Annotated in this window: 7 protein-coding genes; all 7 read left to right on the top strand. The window is 44.0% G+C overall.

Annotated elements, in window-relative coordinates; genetic code table 11:
- Positions 1–19 precede the first annotated feature (19 nt).
- The 7 genes from ACSQ8P_RS00365 to ACSQ8P_RS00395 all read left to right on the top strand — a co-directional run bounded on the left by ACSQ8P_RS00365 (position 20) and on the right by ACSQ8P_RS00395 (position 14781).
- Positions 20–1714 carry a phospho-sugar mutase gene (locus tag ACSQ8P_RS00365; protein ID WP_436233413.1) on the top strand — a complete coding sequence of 565 codons (1695 nt, stop codon included), beginning with the start codon at positions 20–22 and terminating at the stop codon, positions 1712–1714.
- 277 nt (positions 1715–1991) lie between these two features.
- On the top strand, positions 1992–4043 hold the full coding sequence (locus tag ACSQ8P_RS00370) for a DUF5693 family protein (RefSeq protein ID WP_436233414.1): 2052 nt from the start codon (positions 1992–1994) through the stop codon (positions 4041–4043).
- Positions 4016–5146 carry a polysaccharide pyruvyl transferase CsaB gene (csaB, locus tag ACSQ8P_RS00375; protein WP_436233415.1) on the top strand — a complete coding sequence of 377 codons (1131 nt, stop codon included), beginning with the start codon at positions 4016–4018 and terminating at the stop codon, positions 5144–5146. Before ACSQ8P_RS00370 ends, csaB begins: the two co-directional genes overlap by 28 nt.
- A gap of 75 nt (positions 5147–5221) precedes the next feature.
- Complete coding sequence (locus ACSQ8P_RS00380; RefSeq protein WP_436233416.1) at positions 5222–6013, top strand: WecB/TagA/CpsF family glycosyltransferase; 792 nt, start codon at positions 5222–5224, stop codon at positions 6011–6013.
- A 128-nt stretch (positions 6014–6141) separates the two neighbouring features.
- On the top strand, positions 6142–7251 hold the full coding sequence (locus ACSQ8P_RS00385; protein WP_436239418.1) for a glycosyltransferase family 4 protein: 1110 nt from the start codon (positions 6142–6144) through the stop codon (positions 7249–7251).
- 270 nt (positions 7252–7521) lie between these two features.
- Positions 7522–11472, top strand: coding sequence for an S-layer homology domain-containing protein (locus tag ACSQ8P_RS00390; RefSeq protein WP_436233417.1), 3951 nt, complete (start codon positions 7522–7524; stop codon positions 11470–11472).
- A gap of 291 nt (positions 11473–11763) precedes the next feature.
- Positions 11764–14781: an S-layer homology domain-containing protein gene (locus tag ACSQ8P_RS00395; RefSeq protein ID WP_436233418.1), complete on the top strand. Its 3018-nt coding sequence runs from the start codon at positions 11764–11766 to the stop codon at positions 14779–14781.
- Positions 14782–14987 lie beyond the last annotated feature (206 nt).

The raw sequence follows: 14987 nt of genomic DNA on the forward strand, positions 1-14987 counted from the left end.
AGGAGATGAACCTACGACGATGACGCGTGTGCAAACAGAGTACCAATTATGGCTCCAAGATCCAGCTGTCGATGAGCAAACGAAGCAAGAACTTCAAGCTATTCGGGAAGATGAGAGAGAAATCGAGGATCGCTTTTATAAAGATCTTGAATTTGGGACGGGTGGTCTCCGTGGGGTCATTGGCGCGGGTACCAATCGTATCAATGTATACACCGTGGGTCGTGCTAGCCAAGGCTTAGCGCAATATGTAAACGGGACAGGAGTAGCTAATCCGGCTATCGTTCTAGCGTATGATTCACGTCATATGTCACCTGAGTTCGCATTGGAATCCGCACTTGTTTTTGCGGGTAATGGGATTAAAGCGTATCTATTCCAGACGCTGCATGCGACACCACAGCTTTCTTTTGCCGTCAGATATCTAGGCGCGACAGCGGGTGTTGTTGTCACAGCGAGCCACAATCCACCAGAATATAATGGTTATAAAGTGTACGGTGCAGACGGCGGGCAGTTGGTGCCTGAGTTTGCGGAGCAAGTCATTGATCACGTACAGAGTATCAATACTTTTGATAAAGTGAAGAAGTTGTCTCAGCAGGAAGCGGAAGCGCAAGGGCTTCTCGCTTGGTTAGGTGAAGATGTCGATCAAGCATACATACAGGCGGTTACCGCCGTTAGTCAAAATCCAGACGTCATAAAGGAAATCAGCGATGATTTCCGCGTGATTTTCACGCCGCTGCATGGCGCAGGGAATATACCTGTACGCGAGGTGTTGAAAGCCGTAGGCTTCGAGCAAGTGCGTGTTGTTGCTGAGCAGGAGCTGCCGGATGCACAGTTCTCTACCGTAAAATCGCCGAACCCGGAAGAGCGTGAAGCTTTCACGCTAGCGATTGCACAAGCGAAGGAATGGGATGCCGATATTATCATCGGAACCGATCCGGATGCTGACCGCATGGGTGCTGTCGTGAAAGATCCGAATGGTGAATATGTCGTGTTATCGGGTAATCAATCCGGTGCGATTATTGTGAATTATTTATTGGGGAGTATGAAAGAGCGTGGAACACTCCCTGCGAACGGCGTTGTGATCAAAACGATCGTAACGAGTGAGATGGGTGCAGTTATCGCGAATCACTATGGAATTCCAACGCTGAATACATTAACGGGCTTTAAGTATATCGGTGAAAAAATGTCGCAATTCGAGAAAACAGGTGAACACACCTACCTGTTTGGCTATGAAGAGAGCTATGGTTACTTGGCTGGCGATTATGCGAGGGATAAAGACGCAGTCATCGCAGCCATGTTAATCGCGGAAGCTGCGGCTTACTATAAGAAGCAAGGCAAGACCCTGTATGAGGTGCTGCAAGAGCTGTACGAATCCTTTGGTTACTTTTTGGAAAAACTGGAATCAAGAACACTTAAAGGGAAAGACGGCGTGGAACAAATTGGCCGCATGATGGAAGCTTGGAGAACGAATCCGCCAGCCGAGATCAGCGGTACACGTGTAAGCTCCGTTGAGGACTATGCACAAGGGATTAATGGCTTACCTCGGGAGAACGTTCTTAAGTTCAAACTAGAGGACGGTTCTTGGTTCTGCTTACGTCCATCCGGCACAGAGCCGAAAATTAAATTTTATTTCGCGGTCCAAGGAGCAACAGGGCCTGAGGCTGCGCAGCAATTAAATGGTATCATTCAATACGTACTTAATCGTGTAGACGGATAGTGCAATAGGTGTTCAAAACCTCTTCAGAACCTAAGTGAGGGATAGCTCGTCTAATAAATGGCTGGATGCGGAATCTACCATGTATTGGGCGTATTCCCCGCGTTTGGGGGCGGAGGGGTTTTCGAATGTATACGGGATTGGAAAGTAACCGAAATAATCGGCTGCACCGACCTTTTAGGACGAGTGCGATTATCCAGAAATATAGCCGTCTGGGCAAGTGAAACATAGAATCGCGTATATTTTAAAAAAGTACATGCTCTAAGGAGTGGACAAACTGGTGAATGTGTATCAAACCTGGAATAACCCGTTAAGAAATATTTTGTGGTGGATCGTGATTTTAGGGATGCTGTGCTCCTTACCGCTAGCTTATACACGTCACCAAACCGAAACGTCGGCTAATCAAGTTGAATTCGTGTTCGACTATCGTGATTTATTGGATATTGCCGATGTGCAGACCAATCCACAGAATTTTGTGAACACAGAGCTAAAGAACATGAAAGCCGCGGGCATAAGCTCTATGGCTGTTTACGAAAGCACATTAGGTGAGTTCAAGGAGAGCCGTCGCATTGAGATGTACAACTCCCGTGACGCGGCTATGCTGACCCAAACACTGGGTAACCCTAGCGAGAACTATACATATGTGCTGTTCGCAGATAACCAAACGCAGCAGAAGTTAGAGCCGCTGATCCAGAAAACGTTCGCAGATCTGCAAGTGGGCGTGAAGCCGTGGAGCTTCAAAAATCGGAATGGTCTCATCATTCAGATGAGCATGGATGATGCCTCTATTAAGGCGATGGATCCAGACCCGATCACGCTGCAAATGCTGAAAGAGCAAGGTTTCCAAATCGTCGTGCGGTTAGCGAATCGCAGACCGTTCCACACCAATGAAATGGATGCATTGTTAAAGCAGTTCCATGATTTTGGCGTCAAACGCATCATCGTGGACGGGAATGAAGTCCCTGGGTATACCGAAGAAGATACAGAAGTGAATTTGAATAAAATGGCTGATCTGCTTAATAAATACGGCATCGGACTCGCAGCGATTGAGTTATTGAAGGAGCCGCAAAAAGGATTCAGCACGTTAGCTAAACAAACGAATTACAACGTTGTGCGTCTGCACTCTTTTACAGAGAAAGATGGCGAGAAACTGACAGAGCCGCTGAAGAAAGCAGAGCTTGCAGATCGTGTGCAAGGTGTGTCAGATCGGCTTGTATTGGCTGTGAAGGATCGTAATATCCGAATGGTGTTTCTGAATGCCAAACCGGTGAAAAGCTTAGATAAGGGCAAGGTTGTTGACCCGCTTTCGTCCTATTATGCGGCACTGCAAGGTAAAGATGGTGCGATTCCTCGTATTCAAGACGTAGGCTTTACGTTAGGCCAAGCTGAGGCATTCGATGTACATACAACAGGTTGGCAGAAGATTGCTCGCTTCTTCTTGCTGTTAGGCGGATTAAGCTTGATTGTATGGATGATTTCATTCTTTTTGCCTGAATTGACGATTGTTTTCTTCGTGCTTGGTTTGCTTGGTTTAGTGGCCTTACATACACTTTCGGCGAATTTGTACGCGCAAGGACTTGCATTGGCGACAGCCATTAGTGCACCTAGTGTTGCGGTCATGCTGGCTATCCGATCGGTGCGATCGGGTGTTGCAGCGAAGTGGAAATCAGGACTGGCTTATGGGTTGTGGCAACTGCTTCGAACATCGCTCGTTTCATGTATAGGTATTGTTTATGTTGTGGCGTTGCTAAATCATGTGACGTATTCCCTGGTACTTCAACAGTTTAGAGGGGTTGGGATGCTGCATTTGCTACCAATTGCCATAGTTGGTGTGTATCTCTTATTCTTTAGTGAGAATAATACGTATAAGGATAAAATCGCGAATATTCGCAGATTGCTTTCTTCCTATATAAGTGTGTTGTGGATTGTGATAGCAGGCGTAGGGCTTGCAGCTGTCTTCTATTACTTGTCTCGTACAGGGAATGAAGGACAAGCTTCTTCAATCGAGAAGTTATTCCGTTCTTTCTTGGAAAATACATTAGGCGTACGCCCACGGACGAAAGAATTCCTAGTGGCTCATCCGATCTTCTTGCTGGGTGCATACTTGTCCGTTCGCTATCGTCACGCGGTGTACTTATTGTTCATTGGTGTCGTTGGTCAACTATCCTTAGTAGATACATTTGCTCACCTGCACACACCGCTGCACATTTCCTTGATTCGTATCTTCTACGGACTTGTGCTAGGTGCAATCATCGGACTAGTTCTCATTGCAGCTTGGGAAATACTCACAAGGAGTTGGAAACGATGGGTACAGCCCCAATTGTCAAAATAGCGTTATCCGGCTACTACGGTTTCGATAATAGCGGGGATGAGGCTGTGCTGCAGTCGATTTTGTTCGCTTTGCAGGAGCAAGGTCAGGCGCAGGGCATTCAGATTGAACCTATCGTGCTTTCGGCCAACCCAGAGAAAACCACAGCGATGTACGGGGTGAAAGCTTATCATCGGATGAAGCCAGGCTTGCTGTTGCGGGCTTTGCGCGAATCGGATGGTTTAATTAGCGGTGGAGGCAGCTTATTGCAAGATGCCACCAGCTCGAAGACGATCCCGTATTACTTGGCTGTGTTGAAAATAGCGCAATGGCTCGGAAAGCCAACCTTTATTTACTCGCAAGGCATCGGGCCGGTGAGCCGGCCGATGTTCTACGGCTGGATCCGCAGCGTGTTCAAGCGCTGCGCCTTCGTGTCGGTCCGCGATACGGAGTCCGCGGACTTATTAGGTAAGATGCGCCTCCCGCGGGAGCGCATCACGGTCGTGCCCGACCCGGTGATGGGCTTGCCCCTCCGGGATGGCGGGGATGGCGCGCCGGATGGTGGCGCGCCAACGGTGGCGGTGCGGACGATCGGCGTGTCCGTCCGCTTCTGGAACGAGGACCGCTCTGAGCTGGAAGCTCTCGCGCGGTCCCTGCAAGAACTGCTCGCAGCACGCACGGATGTGCAGCTGCGGTTCTTGCCCTTCCACCTCCCCTCGGATGAGGTGGCGTCGCAGTTCGTGATCGATCGTTTGGGCGATCACGGCGGTCGTGCGGCGATGGTGCGTGGCATCACGCATCCGCAGGACATGCTCGCGCAGGTCGCGGCGTGCGACCTGCTGATCGGGATGAGGCTGCATTCTTTGATTTATGCAGCCTCGCAGTTCGTACCTATGGTGGGGATCTCGTACGATCCGAAGATCGACCAGTTCCTCCATAGGCTTGGTATGAAAGCCGCCGCATCGACAGCTCGCTTCGATGCTTCTGCATTTACTGAGGAGGCGCTGAGCCTCCTCGATGCTCGAGAGCAGTGGGCGGCGTCGAGCCGCGCCACCATCGAGCAGCTGAAGGCGCAAGCGCAGCTGCCCGCGCAGCGGATCATTTCCTTTTACAAAAGGAAATCGTAGATAGATTTTCAACCACATTTCACCAACTAGCAACCAAATAGCAACCTACAACGTCAATAATAAGGAAGAGATATTATGAGCTCGACTTCTGTTACCAATCAGCCAGCAGCACTGGCGTCATTGCAAGCCATACCGAAAGTGCGAATTTACGGTGTGCCTATCTCCAAAATGAGTATGAAACAAACCGTTGACTACTTAACGAGGGTCATCGAGTTGAAACAGCCGCATCAGGTTATCACGGCTAATCCCATTATGGTGATGGCCGCGCAAGACGATCCTTCTTATCTAAAGATGATGCAGCGTGCAGAGTTGATCGTTCCGGATGGAACGGGTGTTGTTTGGGCGGCTAATCACGTCGGTCAACCTGTTGCAGAAAGAGTGCCCGGTTACGATTTAATCCACGAACTTATGAAGGTCGGGGAGAAGAAGGCTTGGAAGGTTTACCTTTTAGGTGCTTCTAATGAAGTTATACAAGCTGCAGCTGAGAAAATCCGCATGACTTACCCGAAGGTGAACCTTGTCGGCGTAAGGGATGGCTACTTTGGTGATGCAGAAGACGCGCAAGTGATCCAAGCTATTAAGGATGCTGAACCTGATCTTCTTCTAGTAGGTAGAGCGGCAGCAAACCAAGAGCCTTGGATCGGAAAATACAAAGAACAATTGGGTGTGCCCGTAATGATGGGAGTCGGCGGAAGTTTCGATGTGCTTTCGGGCAAGCTAAAGCGAGCACCACTATTTTTTCAGAAATTACGTCTGGAATGGTTTTACCGCCTTCTTCAGGAGCCGTGGCGCTATAAGAGAATGCTTCTACTCCCGAAATTCGCAGTGAAAGTGATGCGCGACAAAGAGAACGTCACAAAACCATGAAAATATCTTTGAAAATTGGCTGAAAACGGTCATTTCAGATGAATTTAGCAGTAGTATTTGTGACGGAATGGGAGTATAATTCATTTCGGCGACCTGCCACCCATGACAAGAGGAGCTGTGAAGAAGACATGTATGGATTATATGCGATAGGGTTTATTGCTGCGTGCGTTATGGCGTTGTTGCTGACACCCCTGGTCAAAAAATTTGCCTTCTGGGTAGGTGCTGTTGATGCCCCGAACCATCGAAAGGTACATACGCGAATTATGCCGCGTCTAGGAGGATTAGCGATTTTCCTTGCGTTCGTCGGAGCTTATTTCGTCGTCTCTCCAGCACTTGATACCGTGAACTCAGATGCTGCTTTTGGACTTCTGCTCGGAGGGTTTGTGATTGTTGTCACAGGTGCCCTGGATGATCGCTTTCAATTATCTCCCAAATGGAAACTTTTAGGACAGCTTATTGCTGCCTGTATCGTTGTTTCATTCGGACTTAAAATAGACTTGGTTAATATTCCATTTGGTGAAACGAACTTGCCGATTGGCTGGTTGAGTATCCCGATTACGATATTGTGGATTGTCGGTGTATCCAATGCGATTAACTTGATTGACGGGCTGGACGGCTTGTCAGCAGGTGTATCAGGTATCGCGACAACAACCATTCTCGTCCTTGCCCTTATGATGGGGAATGTAACTGTTATTTTACTTTGTGTGATTTTGCTAGGAAGTATTTCGGGCTTTATGTTCTTTAATTTCCATCCGGCTAAAATCTTCATGGGCGATTCCGGCGCCTTGTTCCTAGGCTTCGCCCTTGCGACACTTTCGATTCTCGGCTTTAAGCAAGCTGCTGTTGTTTCACTTTTAATTCCAATTATGATTCTAGGTGTGCCCTTATCTGATACTTTCTTCGCGATGCTTCGTCGTTATGTGAATAAACTGCCGATCTCGGCACCGGACAAAAGCCACTTGCATCACTGCTTATTACAAATGGGCTTCAGCCATCGTACAAGCGTCCTGATCATCTATGGCATTGCTGCTATTTTCGGTGGTAGCGCGGTCGTATGCTCGGTATTTATTTCACAAGATTCCACGTGGGGACTTATCATGATTATTGTTGCGCTGTTTCTCGTTATGCTTGTTGGGGCAGAAGCCATCGGTATTATTAGCAAAAGCCGCAAGCCTGTGATCAACTTTCTACAAAGATTAGTAGGCAAGCAGGTACAGAGCGATCGCGTAGGTAAATAACCTATGCCTCATTTCATATGACTTATCTAACCCAGCCCTTGTAGCTGGGTTTTTTACTTTTTAAGGGAAAACCTTTCTATCTCTAAACATTTAACTGCAATCAACCGATAAGTAATATACAGTAACTTTTGGCGATTAGCCGCGTCTAATCATGTAGAATGATAGAAGAATTTGGGAGGGATTGTCGAAATCTAGTTAAGTGATGAGTGATACACCAGTCCCATACATAAAAAGCTAATCACATTTAGATAACATAAGGAGGAAATTGTTTTGAAACGATTACAGACCAAACTAGCAAGCATACTGTTGATCATATCCTTGATGATTAGTTTAATGCCTGTGATGACAGCGAGTGCAGCTTCGACGCTTGTTATCAAAAATCTATACACGGAAACCGATAATGCCGGTACATCTACGGCTCGGCCTACGGATAACAATTTGGTAACACGAATTACACAACTACCCTTTGTTTTAAATGTAGAAACAACGAATTTAACGGATTCACAGATTCCATCCATTTATTTTGAGATCACGAATATTAACTCTGGTGCCGTTGTAACAGAGAAAAATAATAAGGCTCAAATTGCTGGATCCAATCTAGTCAAATTCGATAACATTCAGTTGTCAGAAGGTTTGAATAAAGTTGTTGTATATCTAGGAGAATCGAGTGCTATTGCGTCCGCGCCAGGCTGGCTTTACTACGCCCCGACGACGAATTTATCTAACATTACCGTTAATAATGAGCAACTTGAAGATGGTAAAATCTATCCGGTTGACCGCGGCCCGCTGAAAGCAGGCACAACAGGTATTCAAATTAAAACCAAAGCTTCCAATGCAAGCGCAGTTCAAGCTACTCTTTCAGGGGATAGTTTGCCTAAGCTGGGGTTCAAAAGTAATGACGGTTATTTCTACTTCACGGGTGATGATAAGAATAAGTCGTCTTCTACCTGCTCTTCAGTGACAAGTTTCTGTTTGACCGCAGGGGATAATATTATTAACTTCACAGCAAGTAATGATACGAATAAGTATCAAGTGGTTAAAAAACTATGGTACGACAATGGTCAGCCATTTGCTTTCAACGGTAAAGTATTTGAAACAGGGACGCCTGCAACATCGAAAGATTTAATCAGCATCCCAACTTTCCAAACCAGTGCGCTTACCTTTACAGCGAATGTTAAGAGTGATTTTGATGCTACAGGTTCATCGCTGAAATATCGTTATGTCGATGTTGCGATCAATGATGCTTCAATTGGTATCATCGATTTAGGAGGAGTTGATCTGCCACCGCCGGCTGTACCCGTTGCTGTTACCAGTGCAACGTATTACTCGGTTAGCTCCCCTCTAACACGTAGTCAGGAGTATGCTGTTAAGAATGTAACGGTTGAGATTCCTACTCTTTCCGGTCTTGCGCTTAATGAACAACGATTAACGTTTACATTCCGCGATATCTCGAACAGTCTAGTACCTGTAACGACAGAATATAAGTTCAAATATGTAGATCCAGACAAACCTTATATTGATAAGACAACACTTACTAACGGTACGGTAGAGAATGAACTAAGCTTAACGGATGAGAATTTAGTGAATGAGCTGCCAGGGCTAGTTCATATCTACACGAATGATGAGACGAAATTTATTAGAGCCAAGCTTGACGGCGTATATTATCCAGACACTACTGACATCATTGGTGCGGTCTACGGGGATATGAAGAAGTTTGATATAACGCTGCAAGGGATTAGCGACGGTAACAAGAAGCTGAGCATCGAGCTATATGATGTAAATGATGTGAAATATAGTACAACAGACTATAAACTAACCATCAGCAATGCACCTTACGTTATCATCAATAATATTTCGAACAGCATGTCAATTAGAAATATCAAGAATTTGACTTGCGGAACGACAGAGGCTTGTATTTCAGGTCGTTTAGTGAATTTTTATCAAGATCCTGTAGTAGCACCAGCTACTGCGCCTGGGAATAAAGTAGAAGTATTTTTAAATGAAAGTTTGTACACACTAGACTCTCAAACAATCGATACGATATTTGCGCCCGGTACCAATGCATTTACTATGCCGTTAAACTTGTTTAATCCAACTAATCCTGCAGACGTTTCAAAGGTATTAGTCGAAGGAAAAAACACAATAAAATTCAAGATTTACGTTAATAATGTCTTCATTACTGAGCAATCCTATGACATCTACTTGTTCTCAACGGATGCGCCGCAATTCACATTGATTAAACCAGTAGAAAATGGTGCAATAGGTGCAGGTACCCAATTTGTTGCAGGGACTGATGCAGATACCTATACGACAACACAGCGTACCGTATCCTTTAGTGGTATATTTACGAGTCTGGATGCAAACGGAGCAGCTTCGCCGATCAAAGCAATGACACTTGTCGTGCATACGAAGGATGCCAAAGGCGATGCACTGGTGTATCAGCAAACGATTAAAGATACGATCACTGTTATCGACCAAACAGCCAATTCGAGGACAGTTACATCCTTGGGAACAGATTTCTTCTCGGGTGTATCCAATACGCTTCCCGTACAAACGTTTACGACAAATGGATTTAAGTTATTAGATGACTCAGATGTTGTATTTGAATTTAGAATTACGAACAATTCCAACATCACATCAACGAGATCCATAACGATTACTAGACAAAATGTCCCTTATACGGTTGTTCAACCTCTCCTGATTAAAAATCCAAAAGGAGAACTTCAATCCAATATTAATAGTGACTTCTATAATATTATTCTTGAAGCGGAAAATGCGGACAGTGTCGTATTTGGGAAAGATGAAGCGACGAAACGCACAGTCAATTCCGTTGATCAGTATTTGTATCAAGCGACAGGGTTAAAACCTGGTGCGAATGCGATCAAGTTCACGATTACCCGTAATGGAGCCAAGGTGAACGGTAGTTTCATTCTTTTCAATACCAATACGAATGTGCAAGGCGCACAGACGCTGCAATTAATGAATTCCAAATTCAAGATTTTTAACGGAGGGGTTCAATTAACCTTCCCTAAAGACACTAAATTAATGAGAAATGTCCCAGACAGCAATAATAATCAATACATTTCAACGAATCGTAAAATTTTATTTGGTATAGCAGATACGGATGACGGAAGAATTGATAAGACCCTGTATCCGGTAGCGAACGGTTATTTTAAATCTAAGATAAGCGTTAAGGTTCCAGAAGATACGTTCCATGCAGCGAGTAATCTGTACTATATGGATGCAGGCTACATTCCTGCGCCAAGTACAACGACAACGACAGCAGACGATTTGAGTAAAGGTCTTAACGGAACTGGTTTAGATCCCTATGATGATACGACTTTAGGACGTCCTTATTTCAATCGCCTTAACGATGAGCTCGTTGTGCCTTCCCAAGAAGGATCATTAATGTTGCAGTTCGATCCAGCTATCCGTCAGGATGCAGGTAAGTATATTACCGTATTCTTCTACGACATTTACGCCAATTACGCGAACACCACGGATTATGGGTGGAAGAACCTTGGTGGCGTAGTAGACAACAAGAACAACACCATAACGGTGCCATTCCGCAAGTTTGGTTACTATCAAGTTATGTACATGGACCGCAGTTTTGATGATATGACAGGTCATTCTTTTGCGAGAACGGAATTAGAAACTCTGTACTCCAAAGGGGTTATGAGAGCCAAAACAACTTTCTCCTTTGGACCGAATGATTACATTACACGTGGTGAGTTTGCTCAAATTTTAGTGAAGGTCTTTAAGCTTCCTATGAATTATAGCGGCAGCTCAACGTTCTCAGATGTTCTGAAAATCGATAATGCCATCGGCATGCTTTACGATTACAAGTACATTGAGACCGCGGCAAGAGCAGGTATTATTCGTGGTCAGGCAAGTAATAGATTCAACCCTAGCGGATCCATAACGCGCCAAGACGCCGCTGTTATGATTGCTAGAGCTGCTGAAATGAAACTGAGCACTGATCTTAAGAAATCACTTGCGACGCTGCAAAAGACATTTACGGACGCCGATAATATCGAGTCTTACTCAAGACCATCTGTTGAAGCAGTTGCTAAGGGTGGATTAATTGAGGGGATCGAGAATACCTTGCTGGCTGGGGAAACAAAAGCAACTGTTCGTTTCGACCCAACAGAATTGTTAACCCGCGCCCAAGCCTCCATCATTTCTTATCGCGTTATGAAGCAACAAAAGATGGTTCCGTAAAGAGTAAATGAACTTAAGTCAAACAGCCCCGTCACCTAATAAGTGATGGGGTTGTTTGTTTTTTGATGCGATTATAGAATGTCTCAAGAGTTCCATATGGAAAATACTTAGCAATGAAATGTAGTATAGAGTGTCGTATACTAAGTTTGTAGACGAGATGATACACGAAAAGCTACACAGGAATCTATCAATTGGATATGTTGAAGCAGATTCAGAGATTTAATTGTCGCCCCGTTGGTTATAAGTTTTTATAACAAAAAAACTTTAAAATATTAGGAGGAAACACCCTTTATGAAGAAAACTCTATCCGTAGTTCTTACGTCCGCAATGGCTCTTTCCATGTTCTCATCCGTTGCATTTGGTAAAACATCTGCAGACTTCACGGATTTGAAAGACCTTGACGCAGCAACAAAAGCAAAGTTCGACGCGATGATTTCCGCTGAAATCTTTGATGGCGTAAGCGACACAACATTTGGTTTGAAAGAAGAAATGAACCGCGCACAATTCGCTAAAGTAGCAGCTTTGATCATGGGCCTTGAAGTAAATAAAGATCTTAAAACATCAAGCTTTACTGACGTTAGTGTAACCGACGCAGCGAATGGTTATGCACTTCCTTACATCGAAGCTTTGAAAACTGCTAACGTAACTGATGGATATGCAGAAGGTCAATACAACCCAGCTGGTAAAGTAACGAAAGAACAACTAGCTACTTTCTTGGTTCGTGTACTTGGTAAAGACGCAGAAGCAAAAGCTTTGACTGGTACAGATAAAACAGTTTCTGGTTGGGCACAAGGTTATGTGGCTGAAGCACTTGCATTGAAAGTTCTTTCCAACAATGCAGACGGCACGTTCGGTGGTATCACGAATGCAACTCGTGATCTTCTTGTAACTGGTGCATATGAAGCAAAACAACAATACGTACCGGCTGGTAAAGTTTCCGTAACAGAAGCAAAAGCAACGGGTGTGTATAAAGCAACAGTAACGTTTAACAAGCCAGTTGATACAACAAAAGCAGTAGTATCTTTAACAAAAGGCACACTTGCTGTTTCTGCAACAACAACATGGTCTGAAGATAAAAAAGTAGCAACACTAGCAACAGACACAAAAATTGGTGAAGGTGAATATACAGCAACTGTTTCTGGTCTTGACGCAGCGACTGTTGAGAAAACTACAGCAACGTTTACTGCTAAAGAAGAGCAAGTAAGCAAAATTGATTTTGTAAATGCAGGGGATACTGTAGCTTACAGCACAAATGCAGTGATTAAACTGAAAGCTGAAAACCAATATGGCGAAGCGGTTTCCATGGGTACTTCAAGCTTTACAGCACTTGTATCTGGTCAAGCTCCAGCAAGCTTCAAAAAAGATGCAGCAGGCAACTTGGTTATTACTGCTGATGTGACGGGGACAGGTATTTCCCAGGGCAATGGAATTGTTCCTGTGACAGTTTACTTGAACAATAGCAATGTAACAGTTTCCAAAAACTTTAAAGTAGGTACAGTGCCAATTTTGAGCAAAATTGAAACAGGTACAGTAACATACTCTAACAATGGAACAAAATTAGTTGCAGCAGATGAAACAGCTTCCATTGCTGTAAATTTATTTGACCAATACGGCAATCCAATCACTAAAGCTCAATTCGTTTCAGGTGAAATTGCTGCAAGTAATGTTAATCCTGTCATAACGCCTTACGAGCAAAATCTTGAAGTTGTCAAAGCAACTACAACTTTCGCAACAGGTGACTTATTTGATGAGAACGACAATGCTCGTGTACTAGTAAAATTAAAAGCTAAAGTGGATAAAACTGCAGATTATACAGTTAATATCTATGGTGGTTCTTCATCCGCGACAGCTACAGTGAGCGTAAGTGCAGCTAACTTGCCTGCAAAAGTAGAGTTTGATACTACATCTGTAACACTAGCGGCAAATGACGCAAGCGTATATGTGCCATTGAACGTAACTGATGCGAATGGAAACAAATTAAGCGCGCAAGAAATCGTAGATAACAAAGATCGCATGAATTTCAGTGTTACAAATGGTACATGGTCGATTCAGCCTACAGGCACCAATAAAGGAAAACTGAAGTTAAGCTTTACTACAGACAATGTAGTTGGAACTAAAGTGTACGTAACAGGTCAAATTAACCAATCACAATCCAATACATTTGTACAAACGAGCATTCCCGTACAAGATGCACGCATCGCTGAGCGTATTACGGTTTCAACAGAGCCAGCTGCAAAAGCAATCCTGGGCGCATCTGATGATGTTGAATTCCAATTGAAAGACCAATATGGTAAAGACATTGCAGATATCGATTCCAATATTGCAAATGCAAATGGTCAAACGTCTAACTACCGTATCAAAGTTGAAGTAACAACTGAAGGTACTGGTACTGCTGCAGCACCAAAAACTGCACATGCACCAACTGTAGTAACAGGAGCGCCAGCAAATGTTACAACATACTACTATGACAACACGCAATTTGATGATTTCAGCAATGGATTTGACTTAACATCCACTTCAGGTAGTGAGGGTAAAGTAACGGTTAAAGCAGTTATTGAAAAAGCGTCAAATGGAACTAGCAACTACTCTGACTACTCTTCAGCGGTAACGCGTACGTTTGAGGCAGTTAAATCCGATACAGCATTAACGTACTCCATCGACACAGTGGGAACATTGTTCGCAGCTCAGGATAAATTAACAGCAGGTTTTACATCAGGAGAAGCGTTAACAGCGGGTAACAGCCAATTTGATAAAAAATTGACTGTAATTGCAAAAGACGCAGCAGGTAACAAAGTTATTCTTCCTTCGAACTATGTACGTGGTATTTCAAGCTCTGACCCTTCTGTAATTGCAGTAAATGGAGATGGAACAGATGCATATGTACTTGGTAATAAAGCAGGAACAGCTAAAGTATCTGCAGTCGTGTACACGAACAAAGGTGAGACTATTAACTTGACACAAGAAGTTACTGTAAAAGCAGATACAATTGCAGTAGATAAACTTGTGGCTGGGGCAACAAGTGCAACATACGCGGGTCTAGGTTATGCATACACCTACTTCACAGATGGTGATGATACACTGAAAGTAACAGACCAATACGGCATTGAGTACGAAAATGCTAACATTGCAAAATATGATGCAGTTCTAGGTTTGCGTTATACAGTATCTGTAGTAAGTGGAACTGGTAACGTTGAATTAGATGCAAAAACGGGTCAAATTACTGCGGTTGGTAATGATGTACAAGAGTTCTTGATTACAGCAATTGCACCAAATGGTAAATCCGTTCAAGTGTTAGTTGCTAGACCGTAATCGATAAGAAAAATTTAAAAAAGGACCCTTCGGGGTCTTTTTTTTGTTGGACTACAACAAATTATTAATATGCTTTCAGATATTTTTAAGCAAACTTTTAGCAAGCATTAAGTTTCTTTTCTCATTTTCTTTACAAGTTGGCTTTAAAGTTAACTTGTAACCAAGTTGCTAAGTAGAGAGTAATGATAGAAAACACAGTTGGAAAA

It is taken from the genome of Paenibacillus sp. LjRoot153 (assembly GCF_964253085.1).
In the GTDB taxonomy this organism is placed as follows: domain Bacteria; phylum Bacillota; class Bacilli; order Paenibacillales; family NBRC-103111; genus Paenibacillus_E.